This is a genomic window from Arthrobacter sp. StoSoilB5 (assembly GCF_019977235.1).
Lineage (GTDB): Bacteria > Actinomycetota > Actinomycetes > Actinomycetales > Micrococcaceae > Arthrobacter.
Genome location: NZ_AP024646.1, coordinates 2,859,004 through 2,877,735, shown reverse-complemented (window position 1 = coordinate 2,877,735; position 18,732 = coordinate 2,859,004). Strand labels below are relative to the sequence as shown.

Annotated in this window: 15 protein-coding genes; 7 read left to right on the top strand and 8 right to left on the bottom strand. The window is 62.0% G+C overall.

What is annotated here, in order from left to right; all coding sequences use genetic code 11:
• Positions 1-64: 64 nt before the first annotated feature.
• Both LDN75_RS12920 and LDN75_RS12915 read left to right on the top strand, forming a co-directional pair.
• On the top strand, positions 65-322 hold the full coding sequence (locus LDN75_RS12920; protein ID WP_223932702.1) for an SHOCT domain-containing protein: 258 nt from the start codon (positions 65-67) through the stop codon (positions 320-322).
• Complete coding sequence (locus LDN75_RS12915) at positions 322-1,776, top strand: multicopper oxidase family protein (protein ID WP_223932701.1); 1,455 nt, start codon at positions 322-324, stop codon at positions 1,774-1,776. The genes LDN75_RS12920 and LDN75_RS12915 overlap by 1 nt, the downstream gene beginning before the upstream one ends.
• Here the strand turns inward: LDN75_RS12915 and LDN75_RS12910 are convergent.
• Both LDN75_RS12910 and LDN75_RS12905 read right to left on the bottom strand, forming a co-directional pair.
• Positions 1,773-4,199, bottom strand: a complete 2,427-nt coding sequence (locus LDN75_RS12910; RefSeq protein WP_223932700.1) for a phosphoketolase family protein — start codon at positions 4,197-4,199, stop codon at positions 1,773-1,775. The genes LDN75_RS12915 and LDN75_RS12910 overlap by 4 nt on opposite strands.
• A 13-nt stretch (positions 4,200-4,212) precedes the next feature.
• Positions 4,213-5,361, bottom strand: a complete 1,149-nt coding sequence (locus tag LDN75_RS12905) for an acetate/propionate family kinase (protein ID WP_223932699.1) — start codon at positions 5,359-5,361, stop codon at positions 4,213-4,215.
• Between the two features lie 166 nt (positions 5,362-5,527).
• On the opposite strand from LDN75_RS12905, the gene LDN75_RS12900 reads away from it, so the two are divergent.
• Entirely contained in the window at positions 5,528-6,331 is an 804-nt protein-coding gene (locus tag LDN75_RS12900; protein ID WP_223932698.1) for a universal stress protein, read from the top strand.
• 45 nt (positions 6,332-6,376) lie between these two features.
• On the opposite strand, the gene LDN75_RS12895 is transcribed toward LDN75_RS12900, so the two are convergent.
• Positions 6,377-6,877, bottom strand: coding sequence for a pyridoxamine 5'-phosphate oxidase family protein (locus LDN75_RS12895; RefSeq protein ID WP_223932697.1), 501 nt, complete (start codon positions 6,875-6,877; stop codon positions 6,377-6,379).
• Positions 6,878-7,012: 135 nt separating this feature from the next.
• On the opposite strand from LDN75_RS12895, the gene LDN75_RS12890 reads away from it, so the two are divergent.
• Both LDN75_RS12890 and LDN75_RS12885 read left to right on the top strand, forming a co-directional pair.
• Positions 7,013-9,622 (top strand): cation-transporting P-type ATPase, encoded by a 2,610-nt coding sequence (locus LDN75_RS12890; RefSeq protein ID WP_223932696.1) that lies wholly within the window; start codon positions 7,013-7,015, stop codon positions 9,620-9,622.
• A 53-nt stretch (positions 9,623-9,675) separates the two neighbouring features.
• Positions 9,676-10,134: a universal stress protein gene (locus LDN75_RS12885; protein ID WP_223932695.1), complete on the top strand. Its 459-nt coding sequence runs from the start codon at positions 9,676-9,678 to the stop codon at positions 10,132-10,134.
• Here the strand turns inward: LDN75_RS12885 and pta are convergent.
• Positions 10,131-12,206 (bottom strand): phosphate acetyltransferase, encoded by a 2,076-nt coding sequence (gene pta / locus LDN75_RS12880; RefSeq protein ID WP_223932694.1) that lies wholly within the window; start codon positions 12,204-12,206, stop codon positions 10,131-10,133. The genes LDN75_RS12885 and pta overlap by 4 nt on opposite strands.
• A 205-nt stretch (positions 12,207-12,411) precedes the next feature.
• On the opposite strand from pta, the gene LDN75_RS12875 reads away from it, so the two are divergent.
• Complete coding sequence (locus LDN75_RS12875) at positions 12,412-12,834, top strand: pyridoxamine 5'-phosphate oxidase family protein (RefSeq protein ID WP_223932693.1); 423 nt, start codon at positions 12,412-12,414, stop codon at positions 12,832-12,834.
• On the opposite strand, the gene LDN75_RS12870 is transcribed toward LDN75_RS12875, so the two are convergent.
• The 4 genes from LDN75_RS12870 to LDN75_RS12855 form a co-directional block, all read right to left on the bottom strand.
• Positions 12,773-14,641, bottom strand: coding sequence for a heavy metal translocating P-type ATPase (locus LDN75_RS12870; protein ID WP_223937574.1), 1,869 nt, complete (start codon positions 14,639-14,641; stop codon positions 12,773-12,775). The two genes, LDN75_RS12875 and LDN75_RS12870, sit on opposite strands and share 62 nt — an antisense overlap.
• Positions 14,642-14,713: 72 nt before the next feature.
• Positions 14,714-15,781 carry a zinc-dependent alcohol dehydrogenase family protein gene (locus LDN75_RS12865; protein WP_223932692.1) on the bottom strand — a complete coding sequence of 356 codons (1,068 nt, stop codon included), beginning with the start codon at positions 15,779-15,781 and terminating at the stop codon, positions 14,714-14,716.
• Between the two features lie 72 nt (positions 15,782-15,853).
• Positions 15,854-16,318, bottom strand: a complete 465-nt coding sequence (locus LDN75_RS12860) for a pyridoxamine 5'-phosphate oxidase family protein (RefSeq protein WP_223932691.1) — start codon at positions 16,316-16,318, stop codon at positions 15,854-15,856.
• A gap of 70 nt (positions 16,319-16,388) precedes the next feature.
• Positions 16,389-16,859: a pyridoxamine 5'-phosphate oxidase family protein gene (locus LDN75_RS12855; protein WP_223932690.1), complete on the bottom strand. Its 471-nt coding sequence runs from the start codon at positions 16,857-16,859 to the stop codon at positions 16,389-16,391.
• A 153-nt stretch (positions 16,860-17,012) separates the two neighbouring features.
• Here LDN75_RS12855 and LDN75_RS12850 point away from each other — a divergent pair, with 153 nt between their 5' ends.
• Positions 17,013-18,722: a GAF domain-containing sensor histidine kinase gene (locus LDN75_RS12850; RefSeq protein WP_223932689.1), complete on the top strand. Its 1,710-nt coding sequence runs from the start codon at positions 17,013-17,015 to the stop codon at positions 18,720-18,722.
• Positions 18,723-18,732 lie beyond the last annotated feature (10 nt).

Genomic DNA, 18,732 nt, shown 5'->3' with positions numbered 1-18,732 from the left:
GCGGGCGAACCCGCCCGCACATCGGGTACACAGCAGTGACTGCGTGAGGTGAAAGGTTCTTGTCATGATGTGGGGCTATGGCATGGGCAACGGTTGGATGTGGATCTGGGGGCTTCTCACGCTCATCGGCCTTGCGATACTTGTGCTTCTTGCAGTCCGGATGTTCGGCGCGGGGTACGGAACCGGGTCACGCCATACTTCGGATTTACAGTCCCCCGGACGAAGCCCGGCCCGGCAAATACTCGATGAACGCTTTGCGAGGGGGGAACTCACCGCAGACGAATACCGCGAACGGGTCAAGGTTCTCGGTGAAGGACCCTGATGGAGCCCCTCAGCAGACGCTCGGCGTTGTTGCTGGGAAGTCTGGGGCTGGCGAGCACTGTCATGGGCGTGACAGGCCTCGTTATGACGCTGGCCCGTCCCACCACCTCCACCGCTGAACCCGATTTGACCTACCCGCCCGTTTTGAAAAGTTCGGCAGGCAGACTGGACGTCCAGCTTGAAGCGAGTCACGGCCCTGTGCAGCTCGCGGGACGACAAGCATCCGCCCTTGCCTACAACCACGAAATACCGGGTCCAACGCTTCGGATCCAACCTGGCGACGTCCTAAGAATCCACCTCGTCAATAACCTCCGTGAAGCCACCAACCTCCATGTCCACGGACTGCATGTCTCGCCCCAAGGCCAAGGCGACAATGCTTTTACCGTGGTAGGCCCCGGCAGAGACTTCGGCTATGAGTACCGGCTACCTGACGACCATCCACCCGGCGTGTACTGGTACCACCCCCATCATCACGGCAATGTGGCCGACCAGGTCTTTGGAGGCCTCTTTGGAGCGATCATCGTTGAGGACCCTGAGCCCATCAGCACGGTTCGTGAAAGGATCCTGGTGGTTTCCGACACCACATTGGACCCTTTCGGGAACATCCAACAGGTGTCTCAAATGGAGAGGATGGCTGGCCGCGAAGGCACGCTCCTCCTGGTCAACGGCCAACTCAATCCGCGGTTGGAGGCACGTCCCGGGGAACGTGAAAGGTGGCGGATCATCAATGCGTGTGCTGCCCGCTACCTCCGTTTGAGCATTGACGGCCAGCGCCTTCAGTTGCTGGCGACAGACTCCGGCCGCCTCCCACAGCCACTTGCGACAGAGGACCTGCTGCTCGCTCCCGGCAACCGGGCCGACCTGCTGGTCACAACAGTCACCGGCGAAGCGGTCTTGCGAGCCACACACTACAATCGTGGCGTCATGCCGGGAATGCCGGGCACTGAAGGATCGCGGGTGCCAGGTACTGAGGACAATGACAGTACGCCTTTGGCCACGTTACGGGTTGCGGGCAAGCAAGCAGGGCCTTGGCCGGTGGTGCCCGCGGGAAGCCAACGCGCGGACCTAAGGTCGTCCCCGGTCGCGGTCCACCGTCGCCTGACATTCGGTGCCGGGATGGGTATGGGGATGATGGGATTCACGATCAATGGCAGGCAGTTCGACGCAACCAGGACGGACACCATAGCTTCGGTGGGCAGCGTCGAGGAATGGACCTTGGTCAACGGCAGCTCCATGGACCATCCCTTCCATCTTCACGTGTGGCCCATGCAGATCATCGAAGAAGACGGTCAGGCACTGGATTTCGTTCGACGTCAGGATGTGGTGAACGTCCCCGCGAACGGCAGGGTCACGGTCCGCGTGGCCTTTGATGATTTCGTCGGGCGCTCCGTTTACCACTGCCACATTCTTGACCACGAAGACCTGGGAATGATGGGCGTGATCGAAGTCCGTTAGGAATCCGGCTCCGACCACACCCAGTTCCTGATCTCTGGAAGGTCTTGGAAATGTTCCCGAATGTAGGCTGCGTGGGCGTCAAGCTGGCTCCGGCAATGTTCCAGGAGTTCGTCGCTGCCCATGAATTGCCTGCGGGCCCGGCGTAGCGCCTCCATAACGAGGTGGTAGCGGCTGACCCTGTTCAGGACCACCATGTCGAAGGGGGTGGTGGTGGTCCCTTGTTCGTTGTAACCGCGGACGTGGAATCTCTCTGGATTTGGGCGCCCATGCAGGAGTTGATGGAGGGCCCGCGCGTATCCGTGCCACGCCATCACCACGTCCACGTCCGTAGTAAAGATCTCATCAAACTTCTCACGTGAGAGCCCGTGGGGATGCGCATCCTCAGGCTGGAGGACCATGGCATCCATGACGTTGGCCACCCGCACAGTGAGCTTGGGAACGTGACGCCGGAGAAGCCAGGCGGCGGCCAATGTCTCCTGGGTAGGAACATCCCCGGCACAGGCCAGGATGATGTCAGGTTCTGCAGGGACGTGTGAACTGCCGCCCGATTCATTCCCGGCCCACCCCCATATGGATGCACCAACGGCAGCGTGCTCCCTCGCCTCGGCAAGCGTCAAATACTGGGGGTGCTCCTGCTTGTCGATGACAACGAGGTTTACGTAATCCTTGCTCCTGAGCATGTGTTCCGCCGCAACCAACAGGGTATTGGCATCCGGCGGGAGGTAGACCCTGATGACACTTCCGGACAGGGATAGGACCGTGTCGATGAGCCCCGGTCCCTGATGGCTGAATCCGTTGTGATCGTTTCGCCAACATGTAGAGGTCAGCAGGATATTCAGACTCGGGACAGGCTGGCGCCAGTCCAGCTCCCTGGAATGTTGCAACCATTTGGCGTGCTGGACTGTCATGGAGGCGCCCACCATCGCGAATGCCTCGTAGCTTGCGAAGAAGCCGTGCCTTCCTGTTAGCACATATCCTTCGAGCCAGCCTTGGCACAGGTGTTCCGAGAGGACCTCCATGACCCGGCCGCTGGCCGAGACATGATCCTCGGCCAGGGAGACAGCACCGTTAACGGGCGACTCCAGCAGGCACCTGTCCGTGGCTTCAAAGACTGCACCAAGCCGGTTGCTATTGGTTTCGTCCGGGCAGAAAAGGCGGAATATGGGATCATCGGCAGTCTCGATATAGATGTCCCGGAACATCTCCCCGAGTGGTTTGGTGCTCTCGTGCATCAACGCTCCGCGCGGAACAGCCCCGACGGCGTACCGGCCAAGGTCGGGTATCGCGAGGTCTCCACCCCCTACCCCGCGGCTCGCCGGCAGCGCCCCCATGCGAAGGCCGCCGTCGGGAGCCAATGCCGCCAGTTCAGGGATAAGGCGCCCTTGGTCGTCGAAGAGTTCCTCCGGACGGTAGGAGCGCATCCAGGTCTCCAGTTGCGCCAGATGCTCAGGCTTTTCCCTTACTCCACCCAACGGCACCTGATGTGAACGGCTGGTTCCCTCAACCGGCACGCCGTCCACTGCGACCGGCCCCGTCCAACCCTTGGGCGTGCGAAGGATAATGGCAGGCCATCGGGCCGGACCTATCACGCCTTCTTGGCGGGCATGCGACTGGATGGCCCGGATGGAGATGTACGCCGAATCCATCGCGGAGGCCAGGGCTGGGTGGACGAGGTCCGGATCGTCTCCTGCAACAGTGATGGGGTCCCAGCCATGCGCCGCGAGCAACGCTGCGACGTCCAGGTCCGAGCGACGGCCCAAGACCGTGGGACCTGAGATCTTGTATCCGTTGAGGTGGAGAATAGGAAGGACCGCGCCGTCGCGGAGCGGGTTAATAAATGCCGGCGCCTTCCATGAACCCTCCAAGGGCCCTGTTTCTGCCTCTCCATCCCCGACAACACAGGCAACTATAAGGTTCGGATTGTCCATGGCGGCTCCGGTGGCATGCATTAGCGAGTAGCCCAGTTCACCGCCTTCGTGGATGGAACCGGGCGTGGCCGGGCCGACATGGCTGGGGATCCCGCCAGGGGTCGAAAATTGCCTTACTAGGCGCCTCAGCCCTTCAAGATCCCTGCCAACAGCCGGATAAATCTCTGAGTAGCTGCCCTCAAGATACGTATTGGCAACGACGGCGGGGCCTCCGTGGCCAGGGCCAGTCACCAAGAGGACTTCCGCGCTCGTGCGACGGATAAGTCGGTTCAGGTGGGCATAAATGAGAGACAACCCGGGGCTGGTCCCCCAATGGCCCAGAAGCCGGGGTTTGATGTGCCGGGCTTCCAATGGTTCGCGTAGAAGGGGATTTTCCTGGAGGTAGATCTGTGCCACGGTGAGGTAGTTCGCAGCGGCCCAGTATCGGTTGAGCTGTTCAAAGTCCTCGGACTCCGGTCCGGAAATCTGGCGGGTGTCCGGCGTGCTTGGCCTCATCTTGCAATCCTTCCTATTCGTGTTCAGCGAGAAGTGAAGCCGTTGCTTCCGCGATCGCGCGCTCTTCGTCGCTGGGCACCACAAGCACAGGAAATGTGGAATCATCCGTGCTGACCCCACGGATACCTTTCACATCATCTGAATTCTCGTCCGCGGAGACGCGCAATCCCAACGGGCCCAGCCAGGAAAGGACCTTGGCCCTGAACAGATGGGAATTCTCCCCCACGCCCCCCGTGAACACTAGAGCGTCGGGCCGCTGAACCACCATCGAGTAGGCCGCGATGTACTTGGCGAGACGGTAGGCAGCAGTTTCGAGGGCGAGAACCGCCCTGGGCTCCCCCCGCCCTACCGCCGCGCCAATTTCGCGCATGTCCGCCGTTCCGGCCAATGCCAGGAGGCCCGATTGGTGGTTGAGGACAGCGTCGACTTCGTCTGCAGTGGCTCCCGCACGTTGCATCAACACGATGATGGAAGGGTCCAGGTCCCCTGACCGGGTACCCATGACCAGGCCTTCCAGTGGTGTCATACCCATGGAGGTGTCCACGCTGCGGCCCTCCCTGACTGCCGTCACCGATGCGCCGTTACCCACGTGCGCCACTATTGCGTTCAGCGAAGGACAGGCCACATCAAGAAACGCAGCCGCATCACGGCATGCCATCTCCACGGAAATGCCGTGGAACCCATACCGCCTGACGGGGTGCTCCGTATAGCTGTCTTCCGGAATGGCATAGCGGGCTGCGAATTCAGGGATGGAACGGTGGAACGCTGTGTCGAAGACAGCCACCTGGGGGACCCCCGGCCAGCGTTCTCCAGCAGTCTTCATACAGGCGGCGCTTGAGGGGTTATGCAGCGGCGCCAAAGGACTCAGCCCTTCAATTGCCGCCACAACGTCTGACGTGACGCATACCGGGGTGCTGAACCGGTCACCGCCGTGAACGACGCGATGTCCGATTGCCTCCGGAGATCCTGTACCCATGTTCTTGGCCACTGCGGCACCGATTTCTTCAAAGGTCTCGTGCAGGCGGGAGGGCTCATAGCGGCTATCCGGTGGCAAATTGACCTGTCCCGAAGCCAGGACGCTGTCCTGCCCTGTGGGGTGCGCGGTGTCCCTCAAGTGGTATTTTAGCGATGAGGAGCCGGGGTTCAGCACAAGAACTTGCACATCATGATCCTTCCCGCCGACGTCCAGTGGGAGCTTCCAGCTCTCTGCTGAGGACCCTAACGCACTTCTGCAGGCGGCGGGAAGGACTTCCGGCCCTTGCGGCTGCGGCCACTCGCGCAGATAGTGGAAACGATCACTGTTGGGACTGCGAGGGGAACGCCGTTACGTGAAGAAGCAGATCGTGGCAGCCCTTGATGGTTCCAGGGCGGGCCGGAATGTCGCAGACTGGGCGGCGGCACATGCTGATGCCCCTGGTCTGGGGCTCAACCTCGTTCATGTGGTTCCGCCGGACTGGGCGTTTCCCGTGGAGGGTGAACGAAAGTTGGCCCTGGAACGTGCCAGCGACCTGTTGGGCAGCGAAACCGGGCGGCTCGCAGAGGCGTACCCTTCGTTGGAGGTCTCATCCACGCAGTTGTCCGGAGAACCCGCAGAAACCCTCGCTGGCCTGTCCCCGGAAGCAGACATGCTGGTTGCCGGAACCGACCGCGGGCCAGGGACGGAAGGCCAGGGATACGGCTCCGTCAGTTTCCAGATCGCAGTCACAAGCAACTGCCCGGTCGCTGTGGTTCCGGACATGGCATCCGGAGTCCGCACGGGCGTGGTGGTCGGAGTTGACGGCTCCGCCGATTCGCTCACTGCCTTGGATCTGGCGGCGAGTGAGGCACAGCGTATGGACGAAGAACTGATCATCGTTCATGCTTCGGGTCCGGAGCCCCGATCTCCCCGGAACAGTGGCATCCTGGCTGAAGCCGTTCGCTGGGTCAACGAACGCTACCCGGGGGTATCCGTGCAGGAAAGGCTGGAGGACGGTCTCGGCCCTGGGGACGCGCTGGTGGCTGCTGCCAGGGACGCCCGGCTGCTGGTCATGGGTTGCCGCGGGCGGGGCGGCCTGCGGGTGCTGCTGGGATCCGTGGCACAGCACGTTCTTCTCAATGTCCAGTGCCCCACCATCCTGACACGGCCGTCCTAAGAGCCGGGCTACAAACCAGAACCGCGGAAACCGGGACGTGGGCACCTACCCGGTTACGGCGTCGTCCCCTTCCGCGGCCTCGTCGTCGTCAGATGCGGCAGGATCCACCGGTGGCCACCATTTGGAGGGTGGTGTGATGACAAACCTCCGTCCGCTGATTTCCGTGGGCGTCACCCGCACCAAAATATCCTTGGGACCGGGCTGCCACGGGGACAAGCCGGCATCCACCGCTTCCTGGATTTCTTCGGGATGGGTCACAAACTCGGGGCGTCCCTTGATGATGACGCTCCAGGCAATGGTCCCGTAGCGGTTGAACCCGTCAGCTTCCATCGCAAGCACGGACCCTTCGCGGAGGGCCTTGTGTTTGGTCCCTTGCCCGGTCCTGAACAGCAGCGTCCCGAAATTGGGGATGTAGTTGACCGGGAAGATCTCTGGAACGTCCCCATTGATGAGTGCCACCCTGCACGTGGACGTGGACTGCAGATACTTCCAGCAGTCGTGAACGCTGAGTTCTTTGGTTTCCTGGTCCGGTGATGTGTTCTCCATGGCGCAGAGCCTAACGCCTCAGACGCGGCACGTGTAGGGCAGAAGGTCCTTTCCCAACCGTGCCCTTTGGCCCTAGACGCGTCCCGGTCACTGGTGGAGCCTTTCATCGAACAGGCATCCCGCATTGGAGAAACGATGTCCCCTGGGAACAAACCCCCCGCACCGCTGCCTGCGGCGACCGGAACCGATGGGCTGAGTTCCGGTGCGGCCGCGGGCTTGTTGGCAGAAGCTGGACCCAATGTACTGCCACAAGCCGGAAAAGTGCCGCAGTGGCGAAAGCTGTTGGGCGAGTTGACGCACTTCTTCGCGTTGATGTTGTGGGTCGCAGCCGCCTTGGCCTACATCGGTGGCATGCCGCAGTTGTGTGTGGCAATCATCATTGTTGTGATCGTCAACGGGGTCTTCGCCCACATCCAGCAAGAACGTGCCCAGCACGCAGCTGAACGGCTGCAGGGCCTCCTCCCGGCCGAAGTGAATGTACGACGCGATGGCAGGATCCAAAGCGTCCACGCAAGCGACCTCGTCCCGGGAGACGTCGTCATTCTGGCCGCTGGCGACAGGCTGCCCGCGGACATCCTGCTCGTTGCTGCCTCAAGCTGCACGGTGGATGAATCCATGCTGACCGGCGAAAGTGCAGCAGTACCGAAAGGCAGCAATGACCCCGCCTGGGGCGGAACGTTCCTGGTCAACGGAGAAGCAGAGGGCCTTGTCACCGCCACTGGCGGCAACACCAAACTGGCTGCCATTGCGGCACTCACGAGTGGCACCAAGTCGCCACCAACTCCCTTGACCCTGGAACTCCGGAGGATCGTCCGGCTCGTAGCACTTGTTGCCTTGAGCGTTGCAGGCTTGTTCTTCGTCGTTTCACTCTTGGTAGGAATCGTCTGGCGCGACTCGTTTCTGTTTGCGATCGGCGTTGCCGTGGCGCTGATTCCGGAGGGCCTCCTGCCCACCGTCACTTTGTCGCTGGCCATGGGAGCGCAGCGGATGGCTGAACGACATGCGCTGGTTCGCAATCTGGAGGCAGTCGAGACCCTCGGTTCAACCACCTTCATCTGCACGGACAAAACGGGTACCTTGACGCAAAACCGGATGAACGCCGTCGAAGTCTTCACTTCCGACGGTCCGGTGAAAATCGGGGGCGAGGGCTACGGCCCCGTTGCACGGATCGAAGGGCAGGCACGCAGCGCGGCGTTGCTGGCTGCTTTGGGTGCACGGGCAGCGTCGCAAGGTCGGGCCGTGCAACATGCAGGTGAATGGACGGCCAGCGGCGACCCTATGGAAGCGGCGATTGATTCCCTTGCCCGGCGGCTGCTGGGACGTGAGCCTGAAACGGTCACCACGATGCGGCGCTTTGCCTTTGACGCCAACAGACGCCGGGAGTCCGTCATCGTCGGGACCACGCTTTTCGTTAAGGGGGCACCGGAGTCCGTTTTGCCCTTGTGCGGGGATACCTCTGGCAACTTGGCCGACGCTGTGGAGTCGATGGCTTCGCGCGGATTGCGGGTGATAGCAGTGGCAAGCCGGGAATTGCCTGGTACGGCGGAGGACTGGCTGGAACGATCGGCCGTGGAGGCCGAACGCAACCTTGTACCCTTGGGCCTCATCGGGCTCCATGACCCGCCCAGGCCGGATGTCGGTGACGTGATCAAGGCAGCCAGGGGGGCTGGGATCCGGATTGCAATGATCACTGGCGACCACCCATCAACGGCCGGTGCAATCGCCACGGAAATTGGGCTGATGGGTCCGGACAACCTCGTTGTCCAAGGCGTCGATCTCCCGGGGGACGAGCAGATCCTCGGTGCCCTCCTGGACCGCGACGGAGTTGTGGTCAGCAGGGTTTCACCGGAGCAAAAGCTCCGCGTGGCGAAGGCCTTGCAGGCCCGCGGCCATGTGGTGGCGATGACGGGAGACGGCGTCAACGACGGTCCCGCGCTTCGCCAGGCCGACATCGGAGTAGCCATGGGACTCAGCGGCACAGACGTGGCCCGCGAAGCTGCGGACTTGGTTCTCCTGGACGACCATTTCGCTACGATCGTGGCCGCAATCGAACAAGGGCGGGCAACCTACTCGAACATTCACCGCTTCCTCACTTACCACCTCACCGACAACGTGGCAGAGCTGGCACCTTTCGTCATCTGGGCATTGTCAGGCGGCCAGTTCCCGCTTGCGCTTGGTGTCCTCCAGATCCTGGCGCTCGACATCGGAACAGATCTGCTGCCTGCCCTGGCTCTCGGGGCCGAGCCGCCGGGAAAGCTTGTATTGAAGAGACCTCCCGAAAAGCGGCACCTTCTGGACCGTCTACTCATGCTGAGGGTGTTTGCCGTGATGGGACCCACCGAGGCCTTGATCGCAATGACGGCATTCTCAACAGTGCTGTTCGGCAGCGGCTGGGCTCGTGGCCAATCATTGGATCCGGGTGTACTGATGTCAGCGTCCGGGGCTGCCTTTGCCGCCGTTGTGCTGGGCCAACTCGCTACCGCTTTCGCATGCAGAAGCGCAACGGCTCCCCCGTGGAAGCAGGGATGGTTCACCAACCGGCTCCTGCTCTGGGCTGTATCCGCGGAATTGGCGGCACTGGCCCTGTTCCTGTTCGTTCCGCCCCTGGCCGGAATCCTTGGACAGGCGCCGCCTACTGCCTTGGGGTGGCTCGTAGCCGTCCTTGCCATTCCTGGCGTCCTTGGCGTCGATTGGCTCTACAAACGGCTGCGCCACCGGCAAAGCGGAACCCCTTCGCCGGCCTGAAAACGTGTCCTTCGGCCCTATCGTGGCACCGTGCGCAGGGCCAAGCTGGTCCCATGAACTCACAATCACGGCCGAATCGAATCGTCGTCGGCGTCGATGGCTCGGAATACTCCTCGAAGACCCTCGAAATGGCAGGGCGGTTGGCGTCCGCCCTGGGTGGGCCCATTGACGTGATCACGTGTATCGGCATGTCCGATTTCTACATGGCATCGCGCTTCGAACATGAACTGACCCGCTTCACTTCACAGCTTGAGGACACGGCGAGGCGGTTGGTGGACGAGGCACTTGAACGCGCTTTCGGAGAGTCCCGCCCCGAAGACCTGACGGTCACTGTCAAATTCGGCGAACCAGCGAAGGTATTGGTCGAGGAAAGCCGTGGATCACAGTTGCTCGTCGTAGGCAGGCACGGCGCCGGCGGGTTCCTGAACCAGCCCATTGGATCGGTCAGCAAGGCTTGTGCAGCCCATGCCCACTGCCCGGTTCTTCTGGTGGCTACGGAGGACGACGCCTAGCCTGCGTGCTGCGCCTGGACGGCGGTGATGGCTACCGTGTTGATGATGTCATCCACTGTTGAGCCCCTGGATAGATCGTTGATGGGCTTGCGCAGACCCTGCAAGATGGGCCCGACGGCGATAGCACCCGAGGACTGCTCCACCGCCTTATAGGTGTTGTTGCCAGTGTTGAGGTCGGGAAAGATGAAGACAGTCGCCTTCCCTGCCACTGCTGACGAAGGCAACTTGGAGCTCGCGATGGTCGCATCTACTGCGGCGTCGTACTGAATTGGCCCATCCACCGGAAGGTCAGGACGTGCTTCCCTGACCAGTTCCGTAGCGCATCGCACCTTGTCTACGGCAGTTCCGGATCCAGAGCCTCCCGTCGAATAGGAAAGCATGGCCACCCTCGGCTCTACGCCGAAACGGGAAGCAGTGTCAGCGGAAGCGATGGCGATTGCCGCGAGTTGTTCTGCGTTTGGCTCGGGAACCACTGCGCAGTCTCCATAAACGAACACCCGGTCCGGAAACAACATGAAGAAAACAGAGGACACCAGGCCCTCCCCCTCCCGGCCCTTCACGAACTCCAACGCAGGCCGTATGGTGTTGGCCGTAGTGTGAGCCGCGCCGGAGACCATGCCGTCTGCTTCACCGAGCTGGACCATCATTGTGCCGAAGTACGCCCCTTCAAGCATGATTTCCCGGGCACGTTCCATGATCATGCCTTTGTGCGCCCTCAAGCGGCAATACTCGGCAGCGAAGCGCTCCCTGAGCGGTGAACTGGCAGGATCAAGGATCTGGAGCCCGCTCACATCGATGCCATGGGCTTCAGCGAGCTCCCGGATCACAGCAACGTCGCCCAGGACCGTTATCCTGCAAACATCCCGGCGTCGAAGGATCTCGGCCGCCCGCAGGACGCGCAATTCTTCGCCCTCGGCCAGGACAATTCTTCGTTCCTGCTTCCGGGCCCTTTCGATCAGCTCGTTGAGGAAGCGGAGGGGTGTCATCGTGGCCGGATGGGGAAGGGCCAAACGATCGAGCATTTCGGTTTCGTTGACGCATCGGGACCACACACCCAGGGCAGCTGCCAGCTTACGGTTCTCCCCCGTGTGGATTTCGCTGCGCACACCTGCGACTTTTTGTGCTGTGGCATACGTATCTGTCGAGTGTGTGAAGACAGGGAAGGGCGCACGCTCCAACAACGGCAGCACGTGTGCACCGGGAAGCAACCCATCCGTCAGGATAATGCCCGCAGGCGTCGGAAGTTCGGGCGACAGGGCCGAGGCCAGGCAGGCCATCATGACGTCGGAGCGGTCACCGGCAACGATGACCAGATCGCCCGGACGGAGGGTCTCAAGGAAGTTATCCACGTTCATCCCCGCCACCTTGATGCTGCGCACATCACGGTCCAGCTCTGTGCTGCCCGACAGACGGGTAAGGCCCAAGGCGGAAGCGACGTCTGCAACAGTCAGGGTGGAAATATGAGGCACTTCGGGTATCACGTATGAAGGGACCTCCCCCGCAGACGCCCTTACAGCTCGATGGACATCCTCCAGTGCCCCGGGATCGGCGCGATTCACCACCAACGCCAGGACCGGGCAGCGCCCGGCCTTGAACTGCCTGACGGCTGCCTCCGCTGCGCCTGCTGTTTGTTCCACCGAGAGTCCCCTTGCGCCAACCACAGCCAGCACAGGCAGCCCCAGGTTGTTCGCCAACCTGGTGTTGAGGTCAAATTCCCTTCCGGCGTCGTTTCCACGGAGATCCGAGCCGTCAACCACCACCACATCGCACTCTTGCGCAATCCCCCTGTACTCCGCGAGGATCCAGGAGAACACTTCGTCCTGGCGGCCCGCCGCGACGTCAGCCCTCGCTGAGTCGAGGGACATACCGCTCCGGCAGCGGGAGGGTTCCAGTTCGTAGAGTCGCCGAAGCATGACGATTACGGGGTCCTCCTGCGCCTCGGCGCGATTGACCAGCGGCCGGAAGAAGCCCAACCGTCCCGTCCTGCGATGCAGGGCATCGGCCAGCCCCAAAGCAACCAGCGACTTTCCGGAACCCGGAGCCACGGAAGCAACGTAAACGCCCTGGACCATATGTTTCCCTCCAGACCTGAACTGGCTGCTTCACAGCTTCTCCCGGACAGGCCCCGGAAGCCAGAGCCGAAGGTCATGGTCCCCTGCCTGCCCACAGGACCTTCGACCCTGTTGGGGCCAACACGGCCAGCCGTAGGATCACGGACATCAGCTGTGAGAGGCCCTCCAGCCCGGCAGCCCCTACCTCAAGTGCAGGAGAAAGACCGTGGAAAATGACGAGCGACCAGGCACTATCCTGTCCGAAGCCGACTCATGGAAGGTCCTCGAACGGAACCAGCATGGTCGTTTGGCCGTCAGCGTCCTGGGCGAGCCGGACATCTACCCCTTGAACTTCATCGCACACGAGAAGCGTTTGCTTCTCAGGACGAATCCGGGAACCAAGCTTGCCGAGCTGACCGTCAATGAGAAGGTTGCCTTCGAAGTGGAAGAGATCGTTGACGCCGAAGCCTGGAGCGTGGTCCTCAAAGGGACGGCGCGCGTGATCGAGTCGCAGTCGGAAATCGACGAGGCCGACAAGTTGCCCCTCAAACCGTGGATCCCGACCCGCAAATACACCTACGTGGAGATCACTCCAACGCGCGTCCAGGGCCGTTACTTTGAACTTGGGGATGAACCCGAGCGCTACTGAACGCGGGGCCAAGGGCCCTTGAATGTGGGCTGGCCAGCCGTGGACCAAGCGCCCTGAGCGCATTCAGGATAGTAGCCAAATCCACGAATTCCTGAAGCAGCGCCCCGGCCACGGCGGGGATCACGCCCAACATTGCCACGGCCATCAGGCCTAAGCTCAGGAGTATGCCTGTCCAGATGCTCGTGCGGGCGATCCGCATGGTGTGCTGGCCGATGTCCACCGCAAACGCGGCTCTTGAGAGGTCGTCGAGCATGATGACCACGTCCGCCGATTCACTTGCCGCAGTGGCACCTTTGGCGCCCATGGCGATGCCGACGTCGGCCGCCGCCAGGACAGGGGCGTCGTTGACCCCGTCACCAACCATCATGACCGGCCGCACAGGGAGGGCTGCAACGGTGGCGACCTTGTCGGAAGGCAGACACTCCGCATGGACATTGCCGATCCCAGCGGTTTCGGCGATGTGATGGGCGGTCGACGACGCGTCGCCAGTCAACAGCATGGTTTGTGTGACACCAAGCCTGCGGAGTTCCGTAAGTGTTTCCACAGCATTTGCCCGCAAGGGATCACTCATGATGAGCGTCCCGGCAAACTTTCCCCCCACACCCACGTAGACCGCGAGTTGCCCTCCCTCCAGGGGCGTTCTTTCAAAGCCTGCCGTATTTTCCTCGACGAACGCCGGCTTTCCCACCACCACCCTCCGGGTTCCGACATCGGCACCCACGCCATTGGTGGCGTGTTCGCTGGCGTCCGTCGCCGGCAGCAACGGTAAGCCCCGCTCGCGTGCCGCCGCAATGACGGAGGCCGCAAAGATGTGCGACGAATACTGCTCAGCCGATGCCGCCAGCTGCAACAGCTCGTCTATTGACAGGCCTGCCCCCGCAGAAAGGCGAATCCCGGTCAGGACAGGTCTGCCTTGGGTGAGAGTACCGGTCTTATCGAACACAGCTGTCTTCACGCGGCTGAGCTGTTCCAACGTACCTGCATTCTTGATGATGATGCCGGCCTTGGCGGCCCGGCTGGTGCCGGCAAGGAAGGCGACGGGCGCGGCAATCAGCAAGGGACACGGCGTCGCAACAACGAGCACCTGCACAAACCGGACTGGATCCTGGCTAAGCCACCAGGCCGCCCCGGCAAGGACAAAGGCAACCAGGGTGAACGGCACGGCATATCTGTCAGCCAGGCGAACCGTAGGTGCACGACTCGCCGCGGCCTCCCTCACCAAGGCAACAATCTGGCTGTACTGGGAATCGCCTGCAGAAGCCGTGGCCACCATCCGGATCGCGTCGGCCCCGTTCACGGAGCCACTGAGCAGCAAGTCTCCCGCCAGTCGCTCCGCCGGCAGGCTTTCGCCTGTCAGCGCGGACTCGTCAAAGGTCCCGACGTCGGACAGCAGCCTACCGTCCACGGGGACCGTTTCAGCCGGCTTCACCAGCAGAATGTCACCGGGACCAACGTCGTCTACGCCGACATCTTCCACGCTCCCACCGGCTTCCTCACGGTGGGCAATACGCGGGGTACGTTCCAATAGGGCGCGGAGCTCCTTGGTGGCGCGGCCGTGGGCAAAGTCCTCCAACGCTTCGCCACCGGTCAGCATGAGAACAATGACAAGTGATGCGATGTACTCCCCGACAATGGCGGTGGAACAGATGGCTGTTACGGCCAAAAGGTCAATACCCCAGCGTCCTTGAAAAAGGCCCTTGACCATGCCTCCGGCGCGGTAGAGCGCTACCGAGAGCGAGTAGATGGTGGCCGTCCCCTGGGCTGCGGCATTGTTCCCGCTGATAGCCAGCGCCGCCACGCCGAGCATGGCCAGCACAGTGCCGGCCACCAACGGAAAGCGCGCAACCAGCGCCACCAAACGATGTCTCACGGCGAAGGTTCAGTCATGGGGAGTCCTGCTGATTACCACTTTCAATGCCTCCGTTTCGGCGGCCCTTGAAAAGGTGTCATAGGCATCCATGATCCGGTCGAGGGAAAAGTGATGGGTGGCGAACTTCTCTGCGGGCAGCTTGTGCTGGGCAACCAAGCGCAGGAGCATCGGGGTGGTGTTCGTGTTGACCAGGCCCATGCTGATGTTGATATTGCGGATCCACAAGTCCTGCAAGGGCAGTTGAATGGGCTTCCCATGAACGCCGATATTGGCCACATTGCCTCCTGGACGCACCAGCCGCAGTGCCATCTCGAAAGTCTCCGGTATCCCCACCGCTTCCATGGCAACGTCAACGCCGGCACCATCCGTGAGGGCCAGGACGTCGCTGATCCAGTCCGGGCTTTCGGGGTTGACGGTGTGCGTTGCACCGAAATCGGCGGCCCTTGCAAGGCGGCTTTCGTTGGGGTCGATGGCGATGATCGTCGACGCGCCGCAGAGTCCCGCCGTCGCCATGGCTGCCAGGCCAATGGGTCCGGCCCCCACTACGGCGATAATGTCGCCGGGAGCTACGCGGCCATCCAGCACACCGATCTCAAAGGCCGTGGGAAGGATGTCGGACAACATGACGGCCTCATCATCGCTGACACCGTGCGGAAGCTTGTGAAGTGAGTTGTCCGCGTAGGGAACCCGAACGAACTCCGCCTGCGTCCCGTCAATGAGATGACCGAAAATCCAGCCCGTACCCACCTGCCCTTCGTCTCCAAGGCAATGCGAGAACAGCCCTTTCCGACAATTGACGCAGTGTCCGCAGGACTTGATGCAAGAGATGATCACACGGTCTCCTGCCCTGATGCCGCTAACTGAACTGCCAACCTCCATGACGGTACCCACGCCTTCATGGCCGAGGATCCGTCCAGGTTCCACCGCAGGTACGTCGCCTTTGAGGATATGCAGATCGGTCCCGCAAATGGTGGTTGTGTCGATGCGCACAATCGCATCCGTGGGCTCTGTGATGCCTGGATCCGGAACATCTTTCCACGTCTTGGTTCCTGGACCGCCGTAAACAAGGGCTTTCATGGTGCTGATCCGTCCTGTGCGTTGCCTTGCAGGCTGCCGTCCAGCACGCGTGCAAGGCAGTTTGGGAGTGGGTTAGTGGAAAGTATCGGTGCGCGCGTCGTTCAACGGGGTTCCCCAGAGGTCCGGCCGCTTGGTCGTGAAGCGGCGGCCGGTGACGGCGTCCGGAGTAAGGCGCACGTAGTAGTTCTTGCTGCCGGGTTGCCAGGGATCGAGCCCCAGTGCGTCGACCTCGGCCCTTTCCTCCCGGTCCAGGATCAGGGTTGTCCGGCCGCGAACGACCACACTCCAGGCTTTTCCGCTGAGTGCCCGGTAACCGTCGATTTCCAAGGCGCAGGGGGTGGTCATGGTGCTCCAGAATTTTGTACCAGCACCTGTACGGAAGACGATGCTGTCTCCGTCCAGGACGTAGTTCACCGGAAAGACATCGGGGTGTCCATCAACCAGGACGGCAAGCCGGCCAACGTTGGTCTCACCCAACAGGTCCCAACATTCGTCCGGGGCCAGCCGTTCTACTACGGCATCAGGCTTTGTCTTCATGCCCTCGACGCTAGCGGCGGCAGGTCGGCGTCGTTAGGGCCGTTGGTCCCGGGCCAGGAAGGGCCGGCCACTACTCCAAACCTGCGCGGGTGGCATCGTCCAAGGGGCTCCACCACGTCAGGGGCGGCGTCACTTTGAAGCGTCGCCCGGTCATGGAAGTTGGGACAATGCGGACAAAATGGTCCTTCCGGCCAGCCTGCCAAGGAAAGAGCAAAAGGCCAACAGTGTCCAGCACATCCTGTGTCAACTTGATGCTTTCTGTTGTCCCCTTGATCACGACGCTCCAGGCAATACCGGATCCGGAGTCCACCCCGTCCGCCTCCACCGCTACAGGTGTTGCCCCCAAGGCTGCATGGAGCTTTGTGCCTTCGCCAGTGCGGAACACCAAGGTTCCGTGATCGACCTTGTAATTAATGGGGAAGATGTCGGGATGGTCGCCTGCCCAGACTGCCAGGCGCCCCACTGACACACTGCGCAGCAGTTCCCAGCATTGCTTGATGTCCAGGTTCTCTGCCTCGGGGATAGCTGGTTTGTTCGTCATGCGATGACACTAAGCCGGCCCACGGCATTGCGACAGGGCCCAAAGCCCCCTACCCAGCCAACTGTGGAGGCCTGAATGGCCCCGGAGTAGGCTGGCACCGTAGATGGCTGCGGCACCTCGCAGGGTGTTGCCGGTCCCGGTCGAAAGGCGACGATGAACGACTCTCCGGAGGAAGCACGCAACGAGCCCCCGAGCGCGCCGGGAGTCCAGTTGGAAGATCTCCTGAAAGACTTCATGGCCCGGGCGGGAGAACTGCTCCAGGCGCAGGAGAGAACACGGGGGCTGCTGGAAGCGGTGGTGGCCGTGGCGGAGGATCTGAGCCTCGAATCCGTGTTGGAGCGGGTTGTAAGATCCGCCTGCGATTTCCTCCAAGCACGCTATGGCGCTCTGGGCGTCATCGGCGAGGACAACGCACTCAGTCACTTCATCACCGTCGGCATCGATGACCACCTGGCCAGCCGGATCGGCCCTCTTCCCACCGGCCACGGGGTCCTTGGTCTCCTGATCACTGAGCCCGCGCCGCTGCGGCTCCATGATCTCAGCCAGCATCCCAAAGCGTATGGCTTTCCCCGGCACCATCCTCCAATGAAATCGTTCCTCGGTGTACCGGTCCGGGTCCGGGACACGGTCTTTGGGAACCTCTACCTGACGGAAAAGAACGGCGGCGAGGACTTCACGCCGGAGGACGAGGATCTGGCGATTGCCTTGGCGGCCGCAGCCGGCGTGGCCATTGAGAACGCGCGCCTCTACGAGGACGCCCGTCGCCGGACATCGTGGCTCGAAGCCTGCATGGACATCACCGGCAGGATGCTTGAGGACGGCCAGCCCGAAAGTGCATCCCTGGACCTGATCGCAAGCAGGGCTTTGCTGGAATCCGAGGCGAAGCTGGCCTTGGTCCTGCTGCCTGCCGCCGAGCGGCCCGGGGGCTACACTGTGGAGGGTTTCGCCGGAATAAACAGCGTCGCACTCAGGGGTCGGGTGCTATCCGTGGATTCCGCGGATGTCGGCGCCGGTACCTTGGACGGGGCAGCCACCACCTTCGATGATCCTTGGAGACTCGTTGACGGCACAGGCGATGGGCAGCCGGGAAAATTGCTCATGGTGGACCTCAGCGCCCAGGGCACCCATCAGGGATTCCTCATACTGGGCCGTTCGCCCGGCACCGGGGCCTTCTCCGCCACCGATATTGATATGGCATCCGTCTACGGCTCACACGTGGCCTTGGCTCTGGCCCTTGACCGTATTCATCGCTTACGTGAGCAGTTGGTGGTCTTTACCGACCGGGACAGGATCGGGCGGGATCTTCATGATCTGGTGATTCAACGGCTCTTCGCCGCAGGACTGAGCATCCAAAGCCTGCGTCGTTTCACTTCCACAGGCTCTGCTGCAGGGCGAATCGATGCCATAACGGACGAGCTCGACACCAGCATCCGCGATCTTCGGAATACTATCTACTCGCTGCGGGCCAATACCCGTGAACGTGAGCTCTTGAGTAGCCGGATCCTGCGGACCATACATGCGGGGGCAAAGGCCCTGCCACATGCACCTCACCTGACACTGACAGGTGCCGTGGACGCCTTGGAAGACGAGGTTGTCGTAGAGCACCTGTTGGCAGTCATTACAGAAAGCCTCAGCAACGCCGTCCGCCATTCGGGGGCAGAAACCATCACCGTTGCCGTGGCAGTGGAAGACGGCGCCCTGATCATGGAGCTGGCCGATGATGGCCGCGGATTCAAGGAGCCCGGGTCCGGCAATGGGCTGGGGAACATGATCCGCCGGGCCGCTGAACTCAATGGTTCATGCACCATCACCAGCACCCCGGGCAAAGGTACCTCGCTGACATGGACCGTTCCGTTGCGGTGAGCGGGTCAAC